Here is a 22,797-nt window from a genome sequence, read left to right as displayed (position 1 = left end):
GGACAGAGGACTGCCCCGGTTGGCTTAACGAATGAGCGGCAGAATCGCTCGGATACGGGAGTTGCGTGCGTAGAGGCCACCCCATGTCAACGCGCCCAGAACCAGCGAAATGATCTCTGGCAACGATCCCAACTCACCAATGCGGACATGGGCGCAGATGGCACCTCCCAGATAGCCCGTCACCAGGATCGCGCCGAGGACGGCGGTAGCCGGGATGGCGTAAAGGATGGCGCAGGCAAGGACGATCGGACCCACGACACAGGTAACGTCCATCGCGAACCCGGTTTCCTGCAAGACGCTCGCGATCTGTGCGGGCACGAAAAGTTGAATAATCCCGTCTGCCACCAGAGCGATAACGACAAGCACGCTCATTACGCGGCCAGCCCACAGGGCGCGATGCAAGGTCATGGTTTCAGTCACTCGTTGTTCTCCGATGTGGGTCTCAATTTCGAAGGGTATTGTGTTTTTCAGGTATGGTAAACGTCGATAAAGTGAACTGAGTGTTCCCTCTGCGGGTAACAATACCGAGGCGCGAAAATGCATAATCTCGAACCCCTCCTCATATTCATAACGGTCGCGGAAATGGGGAGCTTCACCCGCGCTGCCGACAGCTTGGGCATCCAGAAAGGGAGGGTCTCAACGGCTGTCCGGAAGCTGGAAGAAGATGTCGGTGTCAGACTCCTGCACCGCACGACGCGGAGCGTGCAGTTGACAGAGGACGGACGTGTGTTTCATGCGCGCGCCCGCGATCTGCTTGCCGAAGTAGATGACCTGCATTCAATGTTCGCAAGCGAGCACGTCGCACTTCGCGGGCGTCTAAGGGTGGATTTTCCGTCCGAAGTGGCGCGCACCACGATCATGCCGGCCTTGCCGGAGTTCATGGCGGCTCACCCCGAGTTGGAGCTGGAGGTGTCGAGTACGGATCGGCAAGTCGATCTGGTTCAAGAGGGGTTCGACTGTGTATTGCGGCTTGGACCGATACGGGACGAGACGCTCATTGCCCGCCCACTGGGTCTGCTACGCATGGTCAACGCTGCCAGTCCCGCCTATCTGGCACGCTATGGCGTCCCCCGATCGCTAGTGGATCTCCAGCGTCAGGGACATCGGGCAATTCATTTTTCGACCATGCTCGGCTCAAGACCTTATGGATGGGAATATCCGAACGGCGACGGCTACGCGACGCTTCAGTTGCCGGGTACGCTACACGTCAACAACGCGCAGATCTACGAAGCCGCTGCGCTCGCCGGCCTCGGCATGATTCAGGCGCCCCTCCTGGGGATTGGCCGATACTTGGAAAGTGGGGCGCTTGTGGAGGTTATTCCCGACTCTCGTCGCCGGGCGCTCGCCGCGTCCCTCGTCGTAGCACATCGGAGCAATCTGTCGCGCCGAGTCCGCGCATTCATGAAATGGATCGAAGTTGTGCTGACGCCGTATCTGGAATGAGGGGGGTGGATAGACGTTGATCGAGAGTGCCCTAAAATTGGCTGCTCCGAAGCTGCCACTCGTCGGGGGCAGCAACGGGCAAGCGCGACCACACAGGAAATCGACGGCGTAGGCAATGGCGTAGGCCATCGCGCAAAAGCTTATCAGGCGGGGCGGAAATACTGCTGCATCAAGGGCGTCTACCGCATGTCGCTTGATTAGTGCCAGGACGTTGTCCGGGAAGCGGAGAAATGTCGTTGCTACAGATTTGCTATAGCAAGATGTGAGTCTGTTGAATTATAACGTTTTTTCTTCTCATTCCATCCCCTGAACTACAGGGAGAGGACCCAGGACCGCCGAAAGTCCAACCTACGGACCCAACCGCGGACCCAACAACGCAACGGCAGGGGCCAGAGTATAACAAAGCTGCCCTAGCCTACGAATGACGCGCCACCACAAGCAGCACAAACGATGGCATAAGGCGCCGCTCAGAACTCCACAACAGCGAATTCCGACTTGCTCACATCGCACAACGGGCAGCGCCAGTCTTCGGGAATATCGGCGAAGCGCGTCCCCGCCGCGATGCCATCTTCCGGCAGTCCTTCTTCTTCGTTGTAGATCCAGCCGCAGATCAAACAAACCCAGCTTTTGTATTCGACAACTTCACTCACGACGTACTCACCCATCCGTTCAAAACGCTCGATTCGCGCGTTGTTCCTTTCCTCGACCGGAAACGCGCAGCGATCCACAATTTTACCGGAAATCGTCAGGGCACTTCGTCGGCAAAAGCGTCGCAGTCGCGGATGCGTCGCGACGCTGCGCACGCGATCGCCGGCGTGCGCCGGTGTATGCTTTGGCGCGCGGTCGTTACGCCACCGTCCCGTCACGGGCCGTCATTTCAAGGAGAAGACGATGTTCAGGAACAGATGGATGGGGACCGCGCTGTGCGTTGGTCTGCTGGTTGCATCGGGCGTTGCGCGCGCCAACGGCGTGTCGTTCGTCGAGCCCAAAGACGGCGCGACCGTGAGCAACCCCGTGCACGTGAAATTCGCCGTCGACGGCATGAAAGTCGCGCCGGCCGGCACGATGACCGACGGCACCGGTCATCATCATTTGCTGATCGACGGGCAGCCCGTGCCGAAGGGCGCCGTGATTCCGGCCAACGACAAATCGCTGCATTTCGGCAAAGGGCAGTCCGAAACCGAGATTACACTGCCGCCGGGCGATCACACGCTCACGCTGCAATTCGGCGATGGCGCACATCGCTCGTACGGGCCCGATTGGAGTCAGACAATTACGGTGCATGTGAAGTAGCGCGACCGGAACCGCGCAAGTGAAGTAACGCGAATGGCAACGCAAGGCGCCGCACTCCGGCGTCGCCTTGCGCCACCACGCGCGGCATCGCAACGCGCTCGTCGCGCGTTCGGTCGCGCATCGAGTCGCGCACTTCGCCACGCACTTCGCCACACCGTTCGCCACACGGCCCACCTCGCACGCGGCTTCCCGGTCGGTCACGCGGCCACCGCGCATGCCGCCCGGTACAATGAGCGTTTCGCCTCATCGCAGCCCGATCCTTTTCCCATGTCGCTTTACACCATCACCGGCGCGCAACTCGCGTTCGGTCACGTCGCGTTGCTCGATCACGCGGACTTTTCGCTCGAAGCCGGCGAGCGCGTCGGCCTGATCGGCCGCAATGGCGCGGGCAAGTCGTCATTGCTGAAAATCGTCGCGGACCTCGCGAAGCCCGACGACGGACTCGTCACGCGTCAACAGAATCTCGTCACGGTCTACGTGCCGCAGGAGCCTGAATTCGAAGCGGGCACGTCGGTGTTCGACACGGTCGCGGGCGGGCTCGCGCATGCGCGCGAACTGCTCGACGAATACGACCGCGTCGCGCATGCGCTCGCGCAGACGCCGGAAGGCGGCGAGCACGATGCCTTGCTCGCGCGCATGAACACCGTGCAGTCGTCGCTCGACGCGGCCGATGCATGGAACTGGCGCACGCGTGTGTCCACGACGCTCGCGCAGATCGGCCTCGACGGCGACGCGCAGGTCGACGCGCTGTCGGGCGGCATGCAAAAGCGCGTCGCGCTTGCGCGTGCGCTCGTGCTGCAGCCGGACGTGCTGCTGCTCGACGAGCCGACGAACCACCTCGACTTCGACGGCATCCGCTGGCTCGAAGAACTGTTGCTCTCGCAACGCGCGGGTCTGCTGTTCATCACGCACGACCGCGCGTTTCTCGACCGCATCGCGACGCGCATCGTCGAACTCGACCGCGGCCGGCTGCTGTCGTACCCGGGCAATTTCTCCGCGTATCAGACGCGTAAAGCGCAGCAGCTCGAAGTCGAGCGGGTCGAAAACGAGAAATTCGACAAGCTGCTCGCTCAGGAAGAAGTGTGGATCCGCAAGGGCGTCGAAGCGCGCCGCACGCGCAGCGTCGGCCGCATTGCGCGGCTCGTGCAGATGCGCAACGAGCGGGCCGAACGTCGCAACGTGCAGGGCAACGTGAAGCTCGATGTCGCGCAGGGCGAAAAGTCCGGCAAGATCGTCGCGGAGCTCACGGACGTGACGAAGCGCTTCGGCGCACGCACCGTGGTCGAGCGCTTTTCGGCCACGCTGATGCGCGGCGACAAGATCGGCCTCGTCGGTCCGAACGGCGCGGGCAAGACGACGCTGCTCAAGCTGATTCTCGGCGAGTTGCAGCCCGACGAAGGGCGCGTGCGCGTCGGCACGAATCTGCAGGTCGCGTACTTCGACCAGATGCGCGCGCAACTGGATCAGGAGAAGAGTCTCGCCGATACGATCAGCCCCGGCAGCGACTGGGTCGAGATCAACGGCGCGAAGAAGCATGTGATGAGCTACCTCGGCGATTTCCTGTTTGCACCGGAGCGTGCGCGCTCGCCGGTGAAGTCGCTGTCGGGCGGCGAGCGCAACCGGCTGCTGCTGGCGCGGCTGTTCGCGCGTCCGGCGAACGTGCTGGTGCTCGACGAACCGACGAACGATCTCGACATTCCGACGCTCGAACTGCTCGAAGAACTGCTGACCGACTACGACGGCACCGTGCTGCTCGTGAGCCACGACCGGGCGTTTCTCGACAACGTGGTGACTTCGGTTATCGCGGCGGAGGGCGAAGGCAAGTGGCGCGAATATGTCGGCGGCTTCACCGACTGGCAGATGCAGCGCGAGCGCGCCGAACAGCTCGCGCAGCGCGACGCGCCGAAGGAAGCGGCTAGGGAGACAGCGCCGAAAGAAAGCGCGGCGGGCCGCAATGCTCAGCGGTCGGTGAAGCTGTCATACAAGGAACAGCGCGAACTCGAGGCGCTGCCGGAACGGATCGCGGCGCTCGAGGGGGAGCAGAAAACCATTGCCGTCCAACTCGAAGACGGGTCGATCTTCGCGAAGGACGCCCAGGAAGGCACGCGTCTCACGCAGCGTTACGCGGAAATCGATGAGGAACTGATGGTAGCGCTCGAGCGGTGGGATGAGCTGGAGAACAAGGGGAAGTAAAACGCTTCCGGGGACGATCTGATTCGGGTCGTTTATTCTGGCTGTCGTATCCGGGCAAGCTGGCGCTGTAGTTCCGGCCGGTCGCGCACCAGTGTCTGCCATACCGCAGATCGCTCTTTCTCTTCACACGGGCACCGCTTCGCTGACCACCTTCGCACGGAACGATTCCGGCAATGCAGGCGGCGTAAGCACATCGACCGATACGCCCCGCAACGTTTGCACGCGCCGCTGGATGCGAACGATATCGAACAGAGTTGTTTCCGGCGTCGGATCGATGAGCAAATCGAGGCGCTGTTTTCGTCGTCGTCGCCGGTGACGACGGAACCGAATATGCGTGCGTTGGCCGCATCGTGATCGGCAACGATCGTCCTGATTTCGGCGCGAGGGGCGCCCAACGCTTCGGACGGTCTCACGGCTGCGCTCCGGTATGAAACACGGGGAGGAATCGCATTCTATCGCTCCCGAACGGCCAATCCTGCCCGATCCAAATTGCCGCGCGCATCGAAATCAGTACAATACCCGCGAATCCGCTGCCGACCGCGGCGCGCCGCAGATGCCGTCCCATCCGCGTTAGCGGGCGGTGCGGGCGCGCAGGCGCGCGGGCGGTCACACTGCCCGTGTATCGTGCAAACGTTCCATTCCGTTGTTTCGTTTCGCTTTTTTTGAAAATTCAACGCATTGTCCACGCAGATGTCCACAGGACTTGTGGACAACGATGAACCGACGGACCCGAGCAAGCCATGTCTACGAAGAAGTCAAACGCAAACGCTGCGTATAGCGAAGCGTCGATCAAGGTGCTGAAGGGGCTCGAGCCGGTCAAGCAGCGGCCCGGCATGTACACGCGCACCGAGAATCCGCTGCACATCATCCAGGAAGTCATCGACAACGCGTCGGATGAGGCGCTCGGCGGCTTCGGCAAGCAGATCACGGTCACGCTGCACGCCGACCAGTCGGTGTCGGTCGACGACGATGGCCGCGGCATCCCGTTCGGCATGCACCCCGACGAACGCGTGCCCGTCGTCGAGATCGTCTTCACGCGCCTGCACGCCGGCGGCAAGTTCGACAAGGCCGCGGGCGGCGCCTATACGTTCTCGGGCGGTCTGCACGGCGTCGGCGTGTCGGTCACGAACGCGCTGTCCACGCGTCTGGACGTCACGGTCTGGCGCGACGGCAAGGTCGCCGAACTCGGTTTCTCGAATGGCGACGTGGTCAGGCCGCTCAAAGTGCGCGCGGCCGAGCGCGGCGAAAAGAAGTCCGGCACGCGCGTCACGGTCACGCCGAACGCGAAGTACTTCGATTCGCCGAACCTGCCGGTCGGCGAACTGCAGCGGCTGCTGCGCTCGAAAGCGGTGTTGCTGCCGGGCGTCGAAGTCGTGCTCGTCAACGAAAAGACCGGCGAGCGGCAAAGCTGGAAGTACGAGGACGGTCTGCGCGGCTATCTGCTCGAAGGCATGGCCGGCAGCGATCTGCTGATTCCGCTGTTCGAGGGCGAGCGCTACGCGGAAAGCTCGCGCTCGAACGAGGAGACGTTTGCCGAGGGCGAAGGCGCCGCGTGGGTCGTCGCGTGGAGCGAGGAAGGGCCGCTCACGCGCGAGTCTTACGTGAACCTGATCCCGACGCCGGCCGGCGGCACGCACGAGGCGGGTCTGCGCGACGGCCTGTTCCAGGCCGTGAAGAGCTTCGTCGAGTTGCACGGCCTGCAGCCGAAGGGCGTGAAGCTGCTCGCCGAAGACGTATTCGCGCGCGTATCGTTCGTGTTGTCGGCGAAAGTGCTCGATCCGCAGTTCCAAGGCCAGATCAAGGAACGCCTCAATAGCCGCGATGCGGTGAAGCTCGTGTCCTCGTTCGCGCGCCCGGCACTCGAACTGTGGCTGAACCAGCATGTCGAGCATGGCAGGAAGCTTGCCGATCTCGTCATCAAGCAGGCGCAGGCGCGTACGCGCGCGGGGCAGAAGGTCGAAAAGCGCAAGAGCTCGGGCGTCGCCGTGCTTCCCGGCAAGCTTACCGATTGCGAATCGACCGAAATCGAGCGTAATGAACTGTTCCTCGTCGAAGGCGATTCCGCCGGCGGCTCCGCGAAGATGGGCCGCGACAAGGAATTCCAGGCGATCCTGCCTCTGCGCGGCAAGGTGCTGAATACGTGGGAAACCGAGCGCGATCGCCTGTTCGCGAACAACGAGGTGCACGACATCTCGGTCGCGATCGGCGTCGACCCGCACAACCCGGACGACACCGTCGACCTGTCGAATCTGCGCTACGGCAAGATCTGCATCCTGTCGGACGCGGACGTCGACGGCGCGCATATCCAGGTGCTGCTGCTCACGCTGTTCTTCAAGCACTTCCCGCAGCTGATCGAGCGCGGCAACGTGTACGTCGCGCGGCCGCCGCTGTTTCGCGTCGATGCGCCGGCCCGCGGCAAGAAGCCCGCGCAGAAGCTCTACGCGCTCGACGACGGCGAGCTCGAAGCGATTCTCGACAAGCTGCGCAAGGACGGCGTGCGCGAATCGCAATGGACGATCAGCCGCTTCAAGGGCCTCGGCGAAATGAGCGCCGAGCAGTTGTGGGACACGACGATGAACCCGGACACGCGGCGCCTGTCGCCGATCGCGCTCGGCGAACTCGACTTCGAGAAGACCGTTGCGCGCATGACGATGCTGATGGGCAAGGGCGAAGCGGCGTCGCGGCGCAGCTGGCTCGAAGAGAAGGGCAACGAGGTCGAAGCGGATATCTAGGCCCAAACTAAGGCCCAAACCCAGGCCGGAACTCAGGCCGGAACTCATGCCGAAAAGCAAGCCGCACCTCGAGCCGCAACACGGACACGGAACGTAGATGGAAGACAACACTCCCGATCTTTTCGAAGAGGCGCCGCCGCCCGGCGACCTGCTGACACTGGGCCATTACGCGGAGCAGGCGTACCTCGAATACGCGGTCAGCGTCGTGAAGGGCCGCGCGCTGCCCGACGTCAGCGACGGTCAGAAGCCCGTGCAGCGTCGCATCCTGTACGCCATGAGCGAGATGGGCCTCGCCGACAACGCGAAGCCCGTGAAATCGGCGCGCGTGGTCGGCGACGTGCTCGGCAAGTATCACCCGCACGGCGACCAGTCCGCCTACGACGCACTCGTGCGTCTCGCGCAGGATTTCTCGATGCGCTATCCGCTCATCGACGGCCAGGGCAACTTCGGCTCGCGCGATGGCGACGGCGCTGCGGCGATGCGCTACACCGAAGCGCGCCTGACGCCGATCGCGAAGCTGCTGCTCGACGAAATCGATCAGGGCACGGTCGATTTCATGCCGAACTACGACGGTTCGTTCGAAGAGCCGAAGCTGCTGCCCGCGCGTCTGCCGTTCGTGTTGCTGAACGGCGCATCCGGTATCGCGGTGGGCCTCGCGACTGAAATTCCGTCGCATAACCTGCGCGAGGTGGCGGCGGCCGCGGTCGCGATGATCCGTCATCCGAAGATCACGCAAGCGGAGCTCATGCAGCATCTGCCGGGGCCGGACTTCCCGGGCGGCGGCCAGATCATTTCGAGCGAAGCCGAGATCGCGGCGGCCTACGAAACGGGCCGCGGCAGCCTGAAGGTGCGTGCGCGCTGGAAGATCGAAGAGCTCGCGCGCGGCCAGTGGCAGCTCGTCATCAACGAATTGCCGCCGAACACGTCGTGCCAGAAGGTGCTCGAGGAAATCGAGGAGCAGACGAACCCGAAGATCAAGCTCGGCAAGAAGTCGCTGACACCCGAGCAGTTGCAGACGAAGCAGACGCTGCTCGCGCTGCTCGACGCGGTGCGCGACGAATCGGGCAAGGACGCGCCGGTGCGCCTCGTGTTCGAGCCGAAGTCGAGCCGCATCGAGCAGACCGAGTTCGTCAATACGCTGCTTGCGCATACGAGCCTCGAATCGAACGCGCCGCTCAATCTCGTGATGGTCGGCGCCGACGGCCGGCCGCGCCAGAAGGGCGTCGGCGAAATCCTCAGCGAGTGGGTCGGCTTCCGCTTCACGACGGTTACGCGCCGCACGCAGTTCCGGCTTACGAAGGTCGACGACCGCATCCATATTCTCGAAGGCCGGATGATCGTCTTCCTGAATCTGGACGAAGTGATCCGGATCATCCGCGAATCGGACGAGCCGAAGGCCGCGCTGATCTCGGCGTTCGAGCTGTCCGAACGCCAGGCCGACGACATTCTCGATATCCGGCTGCGTCAATTGGCGCGCCTCGAAAAGATCAAGATCGAGAAGGAGCTCGAAGAACTGCGCGACGAGAAAGCGAAGCTCGAAGAGCTGCTCGGCAGCGAGAGCGCGATGAAGCGGCTTATCGTCAAGGAAATCGAAGCCGATGCGAAGCAGTACGGCGACGCGCGCCGCACGCTGATCCAGCAGGACAAGCGCGCGACGTTCGAAGCGCGCGTGATCGACGAGCCGGTCACGGTCGTCGTGTCGCAGAAAGGCTGGGTGCGCGCGCTGAAGGGCCACGGGCTCGATCCGGCCGGCTTCACGTTCAAGGCCGGCGATAGTCTTTACGCGGCGTTCCAGTGCCGCACGCCGGACACGTTGATCGCGTGGGGCAGCAACGGCCGCGTCTACTCGGTCGCGGTCAGCCAGTTGCCGGGCGGCCGCGGCGACGGCGTGCCGGTCACGACGATGATCGAACTCGAATCGGGCACGCACCTCATGCATTACTACGCGGCGACGGCCGACCAGGCGCTGCTGCTCGCGTCGAGCAACGGTTTCGGCTTTATCGCGAAGCTCGGCGATATGGTGAGCCGCGTGAAGGCCGGCAAGTCGTTCATGACGATCGACGAAGGCGCGGCGCCGCTCGTGCCGATGCCGATGGTGCCCGACGCGACGCAGGTCGCGTGTCTGTCGAGCACGGGGCGCATGCTCGTGTTCGGCCTCGACGAGATGAAGACATTGTCGGGCGGTGGACGCGGCGTCACGCTGATGGGGCTCGACGCCAACGAAACGCTCGCGCAGGCGCTGGCGATCGGCAAGGCGGGCGTCGTGCTGATGGGCACGGGCCGCGGCGGCAAGCCGGGCGAGGAAACGCTGTCCGGCAAGGCGCTCGCCGCGCATGTCGGCAAACGCGCCCGCAAGGGGCACAAGCCCGATACGAAGCTCAAGGTGGCGGGGTTGCGGCCCGCGCTCGAAGAAGGGCAGGGCTAGCTGCACATCGCCACGCCTTAGCACCTTCGCAGCCAGCCGGAACACGCGGCGTGCAGCGCATTTCCCGGAATGCACTGCACGCCGCGGTTTTATTGAGCGTTATTTCGCGGCCCATGTCGTCCGATGAAAAGCCTCGTACGTTAATGGGCCAGTAAAACGATGGACTGAACTGCGCGGCGCGTGGGCGGTCGAACGCGCAGTCCGACCGCGACCCTTGTCGACTCATCTGCGTCAACAAGACTGCGTCGACACAAGTGCATCGATACAACCGCGTCGCTACCACACCGATACGACAGAGGAAACGAATGACCAAAGCGATCGAAATCGCACTCTTTCTCCACCTGCTGGGTGTTGCCCTCTGGGTCGGCGGCATGGTGTTCGCTCATTTTTGCCTGCGGCCGGCCTTGGGCGACCTGTCGCCGCAATTGCGGCTGCCGCTGTGGGAGTCGGTATTCGGACGGTTCTTCAACTGGGTCGGCGTGTCGGTGCTCGTTATTCTGGTCTCCGGCGGCTTTCTGCTGTCGCAGTACGGCGGCGCGCACGCGATGTGGCAACTGCATGCGATGGCGGGGCTCGGCATCGTGATGATGCTGATCTTCGGCCATATCCGCTTCGCCGTGTTTCCGCGCATCCGTCGCGCGGTACAGGCGCAGAAGTGGCCCGACGGTGCGAACGCGGTCGCGACCGTGCGGCGGCTCGTCGTCGTGAATCTCGTGCTTGGTGTCGTGACGATCGGCTTTGCGGTGATGTCGCGCGGGTTTTGAGGTGTTGACCGCGGCGGGAAGCAAACCGGTGTCGCGCGTCGTGCGGTCCGGCCGTTACGACGGACGGACCAAAGCGGCCGCTGCCTAGCCTAGCTGCGCGAGCAACAGACGTTTGGCGCTGCCGAGCAGCGAAGGCACGGGCTCCGCGCTGACGTTGGTCATGCAAAGCAGGCCATCGACGGTCGCTACCGAGATGTGTTGCGTCTGCGGCGCGCCGTGCACCGCGGCAGGCGTCACCCACTTGATGCGCAGGCGCCCCTCGCCGTACCGCGTCGGAATCGCAAGCCGCCCATAGTTGTCGATGCGCAGCGTCGGGGCGCGCTGGCGGTTGCCCATCACGAGCCGGTCCGGGTCGGCGCCGGCCGCGATCATCTCCAGCACCGGCGTCGAAAAGCCGCCCGCCGCTTCGACGGCCGTGCGCCGTATCGCGAGGCTTTGCTTGACGGCGCGTGCAAGATCCCAGAACGGAAGCGTCGTGGACGGTTCCAGCTCCGCGCTGCGCTGCGTCGGAAAAAGCCCGAGATGCTCGCTTGCGCCGAGTAACGCGCGCGTGTCGAGCGAACTCGCACAGCGGATCGTATGGTCGCGCCATGAGCGCGACAGGGCTCGCCCCGCCAGCATCGCGGCGGCGCACAGCGCCGCATGCACGGACGCCTGTTCTTCGCGCGCGCGCCGTGTCATCAGCGATGTGACCGACGGTTCGAGCCAGATCTGCTGAAGCAACGGCTGCTCGTCGCTCGCGGCAAGCAACGGGGCGGACAGGGAACGCCGGTCATCACGCGTATGACTGTCCGTCTCGTCGCGTGATGAACCCGGCGGCGGGCCAAACGGCGCGCACTGTTCGCTCGTCGACAAACCCAGCAGTTCATCATGCGACGGCGCCATCGCGCGCGGACTGCCGAGCGCCTCACCGGCCAGTGCGCGCATCAGATCGCGGATCAGCAAGATCAGCGAGGTACCGTCCAGTGCCGCATGATGGGCGCCCAGCACCAGCGTCGTGCGGTTGCGGCCATAGAGGATCGACGCGCGCAGCAACGCATCGTCGGGTCCGAAACGCGTGGCGAGTTCCGCCGATACGAGTTCGAAAAGACGGGTGCCCGATTCGCTCGGCACCACCTTCAGCGCGAGCGGCGCATCGGGCATCAGCTCGAAACACGGGCGATAGCCGGGCCTTTGACGGATGCGCGAAGAGAGCACGGTGTGGCGCGCCTCGACCGTAGCGAGCGCCGCGGCCCATTGTTCGACCGTCGTGCGTCCTTCCACTTCCGCGGCGACGACGGTCGTGCGCGGCACACGTTGCTGCAGCAGCCAGAAATACTCTTCGAATACGCCGAGCGTGCGCAGCGTTTTGCCGGGTCGGATCGACGCATGGTGGCGGGTGAGCGAATCGGTCATGAGCGGCCCTCGAACGTTCAGGCAAGTCCTTATTAGAACGTTCCTGGGCGCAACCTATTCCCGTCCGACTAATAGCGAGCTAATACTGCATTCCGCGCACACCGCCATAGAATTGGCATCGTGTGGAATACGCGGCAACTCAGAAATGAGCGGTCGGCACAATACGAGGCCTGCTGTGCGATCCGCCGCCGGCACCGGTCGTCAGACAGGCTGACCGCTCGTGCTCGGCGCGTCGCTCGTGTCACCGTCGACGCGCTCGCGCGGCAGCGCACGCGCGCGCAAGCCGCACACGCCGAACTTGTCGAGCAGCGCCGGAATGCCGTCGCTCGGCACGGGCCGCGAGAACAGGAAGCCTTGCGCTTCGATCTGCCCGAGCGCCGCGAGCCACGCGATCTGTTCCTCGGTCTCGGTGCCTTCGACGACGACGGTCAGCCCGAGCGAGCGCGCCAGATTGACGATCGCGGTCACCATCACGCAGACGCTGCGGTCGCCCGGAATCGCCTGGACGAACGAGCGATCGACCTTCAGCGTGTCGACCGAGAAGCGGTTCAGATACGACAGCGACGAATAGCCGGTGCCGAAATCGTCGAGCGCGATGCGCACGCCGAGCCGCTTCAGCGCGAAGATTTTCTCCGAGACGAGATCCGGGAATTCCATCATCGCGGTCTCGGTGATCTCGAGTTCGAGGCGTCGCGCGGGAATGCCGCTGTCTTCGATCGCGCGCGCGATCGTATCGAACAGATCGCCGCGCCAGAACTGCACGGCCGAAATATTGACCGCGAGCGACAGCGATTCGTAGCCTTGCGCCTGCCACTGCGCGAGCTGGCGGCAGGCCGTCTGGATGACGAAGTCGCCGATCGGCACGATCAGGCCCGTCGACTCGGCAACGGGAATGAACTCGTTCGCCGGAATCAGGCCATGCTGCGGATGGTTCCAGCGCACGAGCGCCTCGAAGCCCGTAATGCAGCGGCGCGTCAGGTCGATCTTCGGCTGGTACGCGAGGAATAACTGCCCGTCGGCGAGCGCAATGCGCAGTTGCTGCTCCCACTTCATCAAATGGTCGGCGCGGTGCGAGAGCTGCGGCGAATAGAACTGATAGCAGTTCTTGCCCGCGTCCTTCGCGCTGTACATCGCGAGATCGGCTTTCTTCAACAGATCGATCTCGCTTTCGTTCGCAATCGAGTAGAGCGCGATGCCGATGCTCGCATGCAGCACGAAGCTGCTGCCGCGCACTTCGAACGGCTTCGCGAACACGTCCGACGCTGCCTCGGCCGCCGCGACCGCGCGTTCTTCGACATCGTCGCTTTTGACGATCACGACGAACTCGTCGCCGCCGATGCGCGACAACGTGCCGACGTCGGCCACGGCATCGGCGAGGCGTGCCGCTGTCATTTGCAGGACGATGTCGCCGGCGTTGTGGCCGAGCGTGTCGTTGACGGTCTTGAAGTTGTCGAGATCGATAAACAGAATTGCGAGCCGCCCGACGTTCGATGTCTGCGCAACTTCATGGTGAAGAATCTGCAGCGTCGAATAGCGGTTACGCAAGCCGGTCAACAGATCGTATTCGACGAGGTGCGTCATCTCGCGTTCGCGGCCGAGCAGCTTGCCGATCAGCCCTGTCGCGACCGCAAAGAAGCCGAGCATCGCGAGCGAGATAAAGCTCGCCATCAGCAGATAGACGTTGCGCGTGTGGTTGTAGTCGGCGAATTCTTCGGCCTGCGACAGACCGACGAGCACGCCTAACGGATAGCCGTCGATATGCCGGTACGATACGACGCGCGTGACGTTATCGATCGGATCGACATAGGTGCCCGACACATGCTCGGAGGTCGGATACGTGCCGCTTGCGGTGAATACGCCCGAGGCGCGGTCGTCGTTGCCGGTGCGGCGAGCGAGCACGGTGCCGTCGTCCGAGATCACTGCGATCACGCCATCGCGGCCGATCGCCGCGTTGTTATAGAAGTCGGTGGTGAAGTAGCTCGGGTCTTCGGAGACCACGACCACGCCCGCGAACGAGCCGTCGGGATGGTTGAGGCGCCGCGTCATCTGCAGCGTCCAGTGGCCGGAGACGCGGCCGAGCACCGGCTTGCTGATATAAAGCTGGTCGTCGTTCTCGTGCTCGTGCACCTTGAAATGTTCGCGGTCCGACAGATCGATCGGGCGCGGGTTCGCTTCGGCGGTGCTGGCGATCAGTTTGCCGTGTTCGTCGATCAGCGACACCTGCACGAGCGTCTCGCTCTGCACGACGCCTTTCTCGACGGTGCTCGCGAGATCGAAGCGGGCCGGGGATTTTTCGAGTTCGAATTTGACGAAGCGCGTGATCTGGTCGACCTGGTGAATCGCCTTCACCGTATGCTGCTCGAGCGCAGCGGAGAGGATGCCTGCCGACGCCATCGCTTCCCGATAGGTCGATTCTTTCTCGACCGACAGCCGCGCGAAGATGACAGTCCATAGCAGCACGAGCACCAGCACGCCGAGCGCCGGGATCGCGAGCAGCGCGCGGCGGCGCGAGGCGGCCGGGTCAAGCCGGTTCCTGGCTTCGCGTACGCTGGAGTGATGGAGCTGATTCATGGAGAGTGGACCGCGACCCTATGGCTGATGACTGCGCTGCTTGCGACGCATCAGGCAGTGTTTGTGTTCGAACGACGACTGCGCTAACTGTAACCCGGCTGCATGGTAAGCGAAGTACCGGCATTGATGCGCAATGCGGTCTGGCGTCGTGCGGAACCATCCGGCCGATCCGCGGCCGAGGTCATCGGTTAGGTTTTGATATTACTGAATGCCTCAGGATTAAGAAAGCGTTCACGCATCGGGTATACGCGTGCTTTTCAAAGGCCTTGTAGTGCGCTCCCGGTATCGCGCTACGCGGCCCGAAGAGCCGCGCGCAGCGTGCGTTTCAGCAGGATCGGGGCCGATGCTTCCGTCACGGTTCGCCGCATTTTTCAAGGCGGGCGTTGCTTGAATAGGCACTGGCATTTCCACTAATTCGCTTTATGGTGCAATAACTGCTATGCACGTTGCATGAAAGGAAAGGAAACGCCGAATTCGCATAGCGATGCTATGCGAATTCGTTGTACTTGCAGTACTTCAATTTAAATTGATTTTTGCGGCGACTTCTTGCAAGTCGCGCCGCTTTACGGTGTTCCCGAATGTTCTCGCGTTTCGGCCGAGCCTGAACGTGCCATCGACGATGGTGACGGACGCGCCGCCGATCCATGTCTTGCCCGCCGCATCGTCGTAATGAACGGCGACGTCGCCGGCGCGGCCGAGCACCGTACCCTGGCGGACTGTGTAGCGCTCGCCCGGACGCCGCTGTTGTGTGGTTAGCAGGCATGCAAGCGCGGCGTTCGCGCTGCCCGTCACCGGGTCTTCGCCGAGGCCGAATGCGTCGCCGGTCATCAGGCAACGCACCTCGAACGTCGCGGGTCCGCCTTGCGGATGCGGGCCATAAGCTGCAAGCCCGTGCGCGCCGACCGAGTGCGCGATCTCGGCGAGTGCGTGCGCATCGGGTTCGAGCGCGAGGCAGTCGCTTGCCGATGCGAGCCGCACGACGAGCCACGGCGCGCCGTTGTCGACGCCGCACGGCGCCGCGCTGAAGTCGATTGCATCGCTGCGCAAGGCGGCCGAAAGCGCCGCGTACTGCATGTCGGGCAACGGCGCGATGCGTGCCGGCGGCGCCGCGAAGGCCCATGCGCCGCCGCGATGCGCTGCTGTCGATGGTTCCGCCGCAGCCGTTGCATCGGCTGCGCCAAGCGCGACGAGTTCGACGAGACCGACGCCGCATTGCTGAACCAGCCGTCCCGCCTGCTTCGGCTGATAACCGCTTTCGAGCAGCGCATGCGCGGTGCCGAGCGTCGGATGGCCCGCGAACGGCAACTCGCGGCCGGGCGTGAAGATGCGCACGCGATAGTCGGCGGCCGGCTCCGTCGGTTTGCACAGGAAGGTGGTTTCGGACAGATTCGTCCAGCGTGCGATGGCCTGCATCTGGTCGCTGTCGAGTTCGTCCGCATCGAATACGACCGCAAGCGGATTGCCTTTGAACGGTACCGAAGTGAAAACGTCGACTTGTTTGAAGCGGACAGTGCGCGCGGTCATCGTGCTTCCTGGTGGCGGGTATCGAACAGCGGCGGGAGCGGATCGCGAGCGGCCGGCAGCATGGCCGCCTCGCGCGTCACTCACGAATGCGTGGAGGCTCAGGCGAAGTTCACGCCACTTCGGCGATCAGTTCGATTTCGACGCATGCGCCGAGCGGAATCTGCGCGACGCCGAATGCCGAGCGCGCATGTTTGCCACGCTCGCCAAATACGTCGACGAAGAACTCGGAGGCGCCGTTCGTGACGAGATGCTGTTCGGTGAACGACAGCGCGGAGTTGACGAGGCTCATCACCTTGACGATGCGCGTGACGCGGTTCAGATCGCCGACGTGCGCGTGGAGCGTCGCAAGCAGGTCGATTGCGATCGAGCGGGCCGCTGCCTTGCCTTCTTCGGTGGAGAGGTTGTCGCCGAGCTTGCCGACCCACGGCTTGCCGTCTTTCTTTGCGATATGGCCCGACAGATAGACGGTGTTGCCGCTTTGCGCGCTCATCACATAGGCGGCGGCCGGGGCGCCGGCGGTCGGCAGTTCGATGCCGAGTTCCTTCAGTTTGTCGTAGACGTTTGCTTGAGCCATGGTCAGTCCTTTCGGCGAGTGTAAAACCTCAATGGTAGCGCCGCCGCGATCAGATGCGCGCGCGCACGAGCGTCGCGAGCCGCGCGATGCCGGCGTCGATCTTCTCGGGCGGCACGGTGACGAACGACAGGCGCAGCGTGTTGTGCTGTGCTTGATTCGCAAAGAACGGCGCGCCGGGCACGAACGCGACGTTTTGCGCAATCGCCTCTTCGAGCAGTTTCATCGTGTCGATCGCGGCCGGCAGTTGCGCCCACACGAACATGCCACCCTCGGGCCGCGTCCAGGTGACGCCTTCCGGCATGTAGCGCTCGAGCGCCGCGAGCATCGCCGCGCATTGATCGCGGTACAGCGCGCGGATGGTCGGCACGTGCGTATCGAGAAAGCCGTCCTTGACGACTTCATGCACGATGCGCTGCGTGAAGCTCGGCGTGTGCAGATCGGTGGCCTGCTTCGCCTGCACGAGCTTGAAGTGCAATTCTTCGGGCGCGATGATGTAGCCGACGCGCAGGCCCGGCGCCAGCACCTTCGAGAACGAGCCAAGATGCACGATATGCTCGGGCGCCATCGACAGCATCGTCGGCAACGGTTCGCCGCGGTAGTCGAGCGCGCCGTACGGGTCGTCTTCGATCACCGGAAACGGCGCGCGCTGCGCGAACGCGGCGAGTTCGCGCCGGCGCTCGACGGCCATGCGCCGGCCCGTCGGGTTCTGGAAATTCGGCTGCGCGTAAAGCAGGCGCGCGGCCGCGGTCAGTTCCGGTGTGAGCGCGGCGGAGATCAGGCCGGCCTCGTCGGTCGGCACCTGCACGTAGCGCGGCTCGTAGAGCGAGAACGATTGCAGCGCGCCGAGATAGGTCGGCGTTTCGACGAGCACCGGGCTTTGCGGGCAGACCAGCACCTTGCCGAGCAGATCGAGCGCCTGTTGCGAGCCGGTTGTGATCAGCACCTGCGTCGGACGGATCTGCACGCTACCGTTCGCGCCGTGCGCCGAATGTTGCGCGGCGATCCACTCGCGCAGCGGCAGATACCCTTCCGTCGCGCTGTACTGAAGCGCGGCGCCCGGCGTATCGCGCAGAATGCGATCCGAGGCCGCGCGCATCCGTTCCGCGGGAAAGGTGGATGGGGCCGGCAAGCCGCCCGCGAACGAAATGACGTCGGGCCGTTCGGTTACCTTAAGAATTTCGCGGATGGCGGAACTCGTGAGCTTGCGCGCCCGTTCGGACAATTGCCACGAGCGGGTGCTCACGTTGGTCAGATCGCTTTGGTCCACGTTGAGGTCTCCTTGTCTGCTTGTGGTGACGTCTTGCGTTGATGTCATGCTTGCTCGACTGCCGTTTAACTTGCGCGAACCGCACGCGGCGCCGTCTGCACCGTCGCACGGCGGCCGAGCATGACCGTGGCGATGACCGCGGCGGCAAAAATCCACGTCGACGGCGCGACGCTTTCGCCGAAAAACAGCGCCGAAAACGCCATCGTGAAGAAAATCTGCAGCAGTTGCACCTGGCCGACGCGCGCGATGCCGCCCATCGCGAGCCCCGCGTACCACGCGAAAAAGCCGAGGAACTGCGAAAAGAACGCCACATAGGCAAACGCGAGCCACGTCTTGAGCGCAACCGGCCCCGGGTGCATCAGATGCTGCTGCCACGCGAGCCAGCCGACCGGCAGCGCAAGAAACGGCGCGGATACGACGAGCGCCCAGCAGATCACCTGCCAGCCGCCGATCTGTTTCGCGAGCCGCGCGCCTTCCGCGTAACCGAGCGCGCCGATGCCGACCGCGACGAGCATGAGCAGGTCGCCTGCCTGCGGTGCGCCGCCGCCCGCCTCGAACGCGAATGCGACGACGATCGCACTGCCCGCGAGCGCGCACGACCAGAAGAGCTTCGACGGCCGTTCGTGCGAGAGCCACGCCGCGTAGATCGCGACGCACAACGGCTGCAAGCCGTTGACGACCGCACCGTGCGACGCGGGCACGTACTTCATCGACCATGCGGAAAACACCGGAAACGCGATCACCACGCCGAGCGAGACGACGCAGAGGCTTTTCAGCTGGGCCCAGTTCGGCAGGCGTTCGCGGCGCCAGAGGAGCAGCGCGCCGGCAGGCACAGCGGCGACGAGCGCGCGGCCGAGGCCGTTCAGCAGCGGGTGCCATTCGGCCACGACGATACGCGTCATCGGCAGCGTGAGGCTGAACACCACCACGCCGATCAGGCCGAGCAGCATGCCTTGGGATTCACGCGAATTCATGGCTTCGACGGCTCCGTTATTTGAGTGTGCGCAGACCGCCCGGCGTCTCGAACTCGGCGACAAGCGCGGGTGCGCCGTCGGTTGCGGCGAGTTTGATCAGATGCGCGGCGCCGAGCCAGTCGAGATGAGCCGCAATCAGATCGGCTTGCGGATGCACGGCGCTGAGCGTTCTCAATGCAATACCCGATTCGGGCAGGCGCTGCGTCGGATGCAGCGCCGTGCTCCATTGGATCAGCGACGGCACGATGCCGTCGCCGGCGTGCTGCCAGCTCGGGAATGCGCCGTCGTCGGGCACCGACAGGCCCCATGTGAAATCGCCGCGCGTCATCGGCACGACGGGCGCAATCCGGTCGGGGTATTGCGCCTGCCAGCGCGCGAGATCTTTCGGCCGTTCGACGCGCGCCACCCAGTGCGACAGATACGGGCCGCTGTCGAGCCGCGCGGCGAGCGCGGGGTCGTCGAGCGCGAAGAGGCGCGGGCGGGCCGCGCCGTCGGTGGGTTCGGGCGCGTCGGGATCGATCGCGATCACCTCGAGATAGACGCCGCCCCACAGGCTCAGCAGCCGGTTGCTCGTGCGCATCAGCGGATGCGAGCCGCCGCCGGATGGCGCGACGCCGAGCGTGTCGGCGACATATTGCGAACCTTCGTCGAGCGTGCGGGCCGAGACGACGAGATGATCGAGGCGAAGCGTGTGGACGGTCATGGCGGATCGAAAAAACAGTTGTGCAGCGGCGGGGCGGACGCAATGCGGCGCGAAGCTTCGCGCTGCCGCGGTGAAAGGTTCAAGCATACCCGCTCTGGCGTAGCGGCCCCGGTGCTGCGCAGCCCGCGGATGCGGTGTGTGGCACGCCCGCCTGCTGCCCGATGGTATGGCGCACGCGCGGCGGCAAGGTCTACGGTTACCGCGACGTCTGTCGAATGTATCGTCTGCGACCTGCACAGTAACGGTACAATCGCACAGGTAGTCCTCGGTACAGTTGGAGTCAGCCATGTCCGTCCCGCTCGAACAGATTCCCGCTCCGCACGACGCGTCCGCGCTGACGCTCGTCGATCAGCTCGTCCAATGGGCGCGCCGCCGCGTCGACGAACGCGTGTTCCGTCCCGGCACGCGCATGCCGTCCATTCGCAAGCTCGCGCTCGATAAAGGCGTGTCGCGCTTTACCGTCGTCGAGGCGTACGAGCGGCTCGTCGCGCAGGGCTATCTCGACTCGCGGCGCGGTTCGGGCTTCTACGTGCGCGAGCGGCTCGCCTCGCCGATGCCGGGCGAGCGCCGCACGGCCAACGAGGCCGCGCCGGCGCCGAGCACGATCGACGTGGTCTGGCTGTTGCGCAATATGCTGCATACGTCGACGCAGCCCGAACGCGGACCCGGGCTCGGCTATCTGCCGTCGCGCTGGCTCGACGGCGAGCTGATCGCGGGCGCGCTGCGCACGCTCGGCCGCCAGAGCGGCGCGCAGATGCTCGGCTTCGGCACGCCGCAAGGCTTCCTGCCGCTGCGTCAGCAATTGCAGACGCGCCTCGAGGAGCTCGAAATCGGCGCGTCGCCGGAGAGCATCGTGCTCGTGTCCGGCATCACGCAAGGCGTCGATCTGCTGTCGCGACTCTATCTGCAGGCGGGCGACGCAGTCATCGTCGGCGATCCGGCGTGGTTCCAGATGTTCGGACGCATCGCTTCGCAAGGCGCGCATCTGGTCGGCATGCCGTACACACCGGACGGCCCCGATCTCGACGCGCTCGAAACGCTCGTGCAGACGTGGCGTCCGAAGATGCTCGTGATCAACTCGGTGCTGCAGAACCCGACCGGCACGTCGCTGACGGCCGCGCAGGCGTTCCGCATCCTGAGGCTTGCCGAAGAGTACGACTTCATCGTCGTCGAAGACGACATCTACGGCGATCTGTGCCCGCCCGGCTATCCGGCCACACGCCTCGCGAGCCTCGATCAGCTGAAGCGCGTGATCTACATGGGCAGTTTTTCGAAGACGCTTGCCGCGAACCTGCGCGTCGGATTTATCGCGTGCGCGCCGGAAATCGCGCAGGCCGTCGCGGACCAGAAGATGCTCGTCAATATGACGACGCCCGAACTCAACGAGCGCGTGCTGTACAAAATCCTCACGGAAGGGCACTACCGGCGCCATGTCGAGCGGCTGCGCGCGCGGCTCGACACGGTGCGCGACAAGACCTGCCGCATGCTCGAGAAGACCGGCATGCGGCACTTCCTGACGCCGGGCGCGGGCATGTTCGTGTGGACCGATACCGGCGTCGACGCCGACGCGCTCGCGGCCGCCGGCCACGAAGCCGGTTTTTTGCTGACGCCGGGCAGTCTTTTTTCGCCGCAGCAGTCGCCGACCACGTGGATGCGCTTTAATGTGGCGAACTGCGGCGACCCGGCGCTGCCCGCATTCCTCGGCGAGTATCTGGACAGCGTGATCCGGCGCGCGTCCTGACCCCCTTGAAATCATGCGCCGCGCCCCCAATTGGGCGGGCGAATTGGGCGGGCGATCAGCGTGATCCGGTTCCGCGCTTATCATGCACGGCGCGCTTGCAACAGTGGCGCCGTGCGGCGCCACGCATCGCCGCCCCCTGATTTCGAATCAACCTGCAATAGAGAGGACGTCCGACCATGGCACAAGAGACCATGAGCTTTCAGGCGGAAGTGAAGCAACTTCTGCATCTGATGATCCATTCGCTGTACAGCAACAAGGAAATCTTTCTGCGCGAGCTGATCTCGAATGCCTCCGACGCGGCCGACAAGCTGCGCTTCGAGGCCATCGCGGACAACGCACTGTACGAAAACGACCCGAACCTGCGCATTCGCGTGTCTTACGACAAGGCCGCGCGCACCGTGACGATTGACGACAACGGCATCGGCATGAGCCGCGACGAAGCGATCGCGAATCTCGGCACGATCGCGCGCTCGGGCACGAAGGAATTCTTCGGCAAGCTGTCCGGCGACCAGCAGAAAGATGCGGCGCTGATCGGCCAGTTCGGCGTGGGCTTTTATTCGGGCTTTATCGTCGCGGACAGGATCACTGTCGAAACGCGTCGTGCCGGCTTGCCGGCATCCGAAGGCGTGCGCTGGGAAAGCGCGGGCGAAGGCGACTTCGCGGTCGACACGATCGAGCGCGCACAGCGCGGCACGACCATCACGCTGCACCTGCGCGCCGATGAAGACGATCTGCTGTCGTCGTACCGCCTGAAGTCGATCATCCAGAAGTATTCGGACCACGTCGCACTGCCCATCCTGATGCGCAAAGAGGAATGGGACGCGGAAAAAAGCGAGATGGTCACGAAGGACGAAGACGAGACCGTCAATCAGGCGAGCGCATTGTGGACGCGCGCGAAGAACGACATTGCCGACGAGCAGTACAAGCAGTTCTATCAGCATCTGTCGCACGACCATCAGGATCCGCTGACGTGGACGCATAACCGTGTGGAGGGCCGCAGCGAATACACGCAGCTGCTCTACGTGCCCGCGCATGCGCCGTTCGACCTGTGGAACCGCGAGCACCGCGGCGGTCTGAAGCTGTACGTGAAGCGCGTGTTCATCATGGACGACGCCGAGCAGTTGAAGTCGGATCGTAGCCATGTCGTTCTGTGAGCCAAGGAGTTGGTAGAATGTTTTGTCTTCCTAAGACCGCATGG

The 22,797-nt window shown here is 64.1% G+C and carries 16 protein-coding genes and 2 pseudogenes; 8 read left to right on the top strand and 10 right to left on the bottom strand.

All coding sequences use genetic code 11. The features are described from left to right. Nucleotides 1-24 precede the first annotated feature (24 nt). A complete protein-coding gene (locus QYH69_RS29250) occupies nt 25-420 on the bottom strand; it encodes a DoxX family protein (protein WP_308835176.1) in 396 nt (131 codons plus the stop codon). Between the two features lie 117 nt (nt 421-537). On the opposite strand from QYH69_RS29250, the gene QYH69_RS29245 reads away from it, so the two are divergent. After that, a complete protein-coding gene (locus QYH69_RS29245) occupies nt 538-1,443 on the top strand; it encodes a LysR substrate-binding domain-containing protein (protein ID WP_308835175.1) in 906 nt (301 codons plus the stop codon). 467 nt (nt 1,444-1,910) lie between these two features. On the opposite strand, the gene QYH69_RS29240 is transcribed toward QYH69_RS29245, so the two are convergent. Further along, nucleotides 1,911-2,093 carry a rubredoxin gene (locus tag QYH69_RS29240; protein WP_308835243.1) on the bottom strand — a complete coding sequence of 61 codons (183 nt, stop codon included), beginning with the start codon at nt 2,091-2,093 and terminating at the stop codon, nt 1,911-1,913. 241 nt (nt 2,094-2,334) lie between these two features. On the opposite strand from QYH69_RS29240, the gene QYH69_RS29235 reads away from it, so the two are divergent. Together QYH69_RS29235 and QYH69_RS29230 are read left to right on the top strand one after the other, a co-directional pair. Then, entirely contained in the window at nt 2,335-2,736 is a 402-nt protein-coding gene (locus QYH69_RS29235; protein WP_308835174.1) for a DUF4399 domain-containing protein, read from the top strand. 267 nt (nt 2,737-3,003) lie between these two features. Next, nucleotides 3,004-4,929 carry an ATP-binding cassette domain-containing protein gene (locus QYH69_RS29230; protein WP_308835173.1) on the top strand — a complete coding sequence of 642 codons (1,926 nt, stop codon included), beginning with the start codon at nt 3,004-3,006 and terminating at the stop codon, nt 4,927-4,929. A gap of 123 nt (nt 4,930-5,052) precedes the next feature. On the opposite strand, the gene QYH69_RS29225 is transcribed toward QYH69_RS29230, so the two are convergent. After that, on the bottom strand, nt 5,053-5,211 hold the full coding sequence (locus QYH69_RS29225) for a hypothetical protein (RefSeq protein WP_308835172.1): 159 nt from the start codon (nt 5,209-5,211) through the stop codon (nt 5,053-5,055). Nucleotides 5,212-5,669: 458 nt separating this feature from the next. On the opposite strand from QYH69_RS29225, the gene QYH69_RS29220 reads away from it, so the two are divergent. The 3 genes from QYH69_RS29220 to QYH69_RS29210 all read left to right on the top strand — a co-directional run bounded on the left by QYH69_RS29220 (nt 5,670) and on the right by QYH69_RS29210 (nt 10,850). Beyond that, complete coding sequence (locus QYH69_RS29220; protein ID WP_308835171.1) at nt 5,670-7,661, top strand: DNA topoisomerase IV subunit B; 1,992 nt, start codon at nt 5,670-5,672, stop codon at nt 7,659-7,661. 97 nt (nt 7,662-7,758) lie between these two features. Continuing rightward, on the top strand, nt 7,759-10,086 hold the full coding sequence (gene parC / locus QYH69_RS29215) for a DNA topoisomerase IV subunit A (protein WP_308835170.1): 2,328 nt from the start codon (nt 7,759-7,761) through the stop codon (nt 10,084-10,086). Nucleotides 10,087-10,391: 305 nt separating this feature from the next. After that, nucleotides 10,392-10,850, top strand: coding sequence for a CopD family protein (locus QYH69_RS29210; protein ID WP_308835169.1), 459 nt, complete (start codon nt 10,392-10,394; stop codon nt 10,848-10,850). An 84-nt stretch (nt 10,851-10,934) separates the two neighbouring features. On the opposite strand, the gene QYH69_RS29205 is transcribed toward QYH69_RS29210, so the two are convergent. The 7 genes and pseudogenes from QYH69_RS29205 to QYH69_RS29175 all read right to left on the bottom strand — a co-directional run bounded on the left by QYH69_RS29205 (nt 10,935) and on the right by QYH69_RS29175 (nt 19,858). Beyond that, entirely contained in the window at nt 10,935-12,245 is a 1,311-nt protein-coding gene (locus QYH69_RS29205) for a hypothetical protein (protein WP_308835168.1), read from the bottom strand. Nucleotides 12,246-12,446: 201 nt separating this feature from the next. Next, the gene (locus QYH69_RS29200; protein ID WP_308835167.1) at nt 12,447-14,816 is read right to left on the bottom strand and encodes an EAL domain-containing protein; all 2,370 of its coding nucleotides are present in this window, start codon (nt 14,814-14,816) and stop codon (nt 12,447-12,449) included. 597 nt (nt 14,817-15,413) lie between these two features. Continuing rightward, a pseudogene (locus QYH69_RS29195) lies at nt 15,414-16,340 on the bottom strand (PhzF family phenazine biosynthesis protein); the annotation flags it as partial. Between the two features lie 109 nt (nt 16,341-16,449). Next, nucleotides 16,450-16,914, bottom strand: coding sequence for a RidA family protein (locus QYH69_RS29190; RefSeq protein ID WP_308835166.1), 465 nt, complete (start codon nt 16,912-16,914; stop codon nt 16,450-16,452). Between the two features lie 49 nt (nt 16,915-16,963). Continuing rightward, nucleotides 16,964-18,181, bottom strand: coding sequence for a PLP-dependent aminotransferase family protein (locus QYH69_RS29185; protein WP_308835165.1), 1,218 nt, complete (start codon nt 18,179-18,181; stop codon nt 16,964-16,966). A gap of 65 nt (nt 18,182-18,246) precedes the next feature. Beyond that, a complete protein-coding gene (locus tag QYH69_RS29180) occupies nt 18,247-19,155 on the bottom strand; it encodes a DMT family transporter (protein WP_308835164.1) in 909 nt (302 codons plus the stop codon). A gap of 16 nt (nt 19,156-19,171) precedes the next feature. Further along, entirely contained in the window at nt 19,172-19,858 is a 687-nt protein-coding gene (locus QYH69_RS29175) for a VOC family protein (RefSeq protein ID WP_308835163.1), read from the bottom strand. 286 nt (nt 19,859-20,144) lie between these two features. Here QYH69_RS29175 and QYH69_RS29170 point away from each other — a divergent pair, with 286 nt between their 5' ends. Then, nucleotides 20,145-21,599, top strand: a complete 1,455-nt coding sequence (locus tag QYH69_RS29170) for a PLP-dependent aminotransferase family protein (RefSeq protein ID WP_308835162.1) — start codon at nt 20,145-20,147, stop codon at nt 21,597-21,599. Between the two features lie 176 nt (nt 21,600-21,775). Further along, nucleotides 21,776-22,723 (top strand): annotated as a pseudogene (htpG, locus tag QYH69_RS29165) (molecular chaperone HtpG); the annotation flags it as partial. Nucleotides 22,724-22,797 lie beyond the last annotated feature (74 nt).

Source organism: Paraburkholderia sp. SARCC-3016 (assembly GCF_031119615.1).
Classification (GTDB): domain Bacteria; phylum Pseudomonadota; class Gammaproteobacteria; order Burkholderiales; family Burkholderiaceae; genus Paraburkholderia.
The sequence above is the reverse complement of the archived record's forward strand: the minus strand, read 5'-3'. Positions and strand labels throughout refer to the sequence as shown.

Coding starts and splice junctions, on each gene's coding strand:
- QYH69_RS29245 (WP_308835175.1), top strand. CDS start 538: ATGCATAATCTCGAACCCCTCCTCATATTCATAACGGTCGCGGAAATG.
- QYH69_RS29235 (WP_308835174.1), top strand. CDS start 2,335: ATGTTCAGGAACAGATGGATGGGGACCGCGCTGTGCGTTGGTCTGCTG.
- QYH69_RS29230 (WP_308835173.1), top strand. CDS start 3,004: ATGTCGCTTTACACCATCACCGGCGCGCAACTCGCGTTCGGTCACGTC.
- QYH69_RS29220 (WP_308835171.1), top strand. CDS start 5,670: ATGTCTACGAAGAAGTCAAACGCAAACGCTGCGTATAGCGAAGCGTCG.
- parC (WP_308835170.1), top strand. CDS start 7,759: ATGGAAGACAACACTCCCGATCTTTTCGAAGAGGCGCCGCCGCCCGGC.
- QYH69_RS29210 (WP_308835169.1), top strand. CDS start 10,392: ATGACCAAAGCGATCGAAATCGCACTCTTTCTCCACCTGCTGGGTGTT.
- QYH69_RS29205 (WP_308835168.1), bottom strand. CDS start 12,245: ATGACCGATTCGCTCACCCGCCACCATGCGTCGATCCGACCCGGCAAA.
- QYH69_RS29200 (WP_308835167.1), bottom strand. CDS start 14,816: ATGAATCAGCTCCATCACTCCAGCGTACGCGAAGCCAGGAACCGGCTT.
- QYH69_RS29190 (WP_308835166.1), bottom strand. CDS start 16,914: ATGGCTCAAGCAAACGTCTACGACAAACTGAAGGAACTCGGCATCGAA.
- QYH69_RS29180 (WP_308835164.1), bottom strand. CDS start 19,155: ATGAATTCGCGTGAATCCCAAGGCATGCTGCTCGGCCTGATCGGCGTG.
- QYH69_RS29175 (WP_308835163.1), bottom strand. CDS start 19,858: ATGACCGTCCACACGCTTCGCCTCGATCATCTCGTCGTCTCGGCCCGC.
- QYH69_RS29170 (WP_308835162.1), top strand. CDS start 20,145: ATGTCCGTCCCGCTCGAACAGATTCCCGCTCCGCACGACGCGTCCGCG.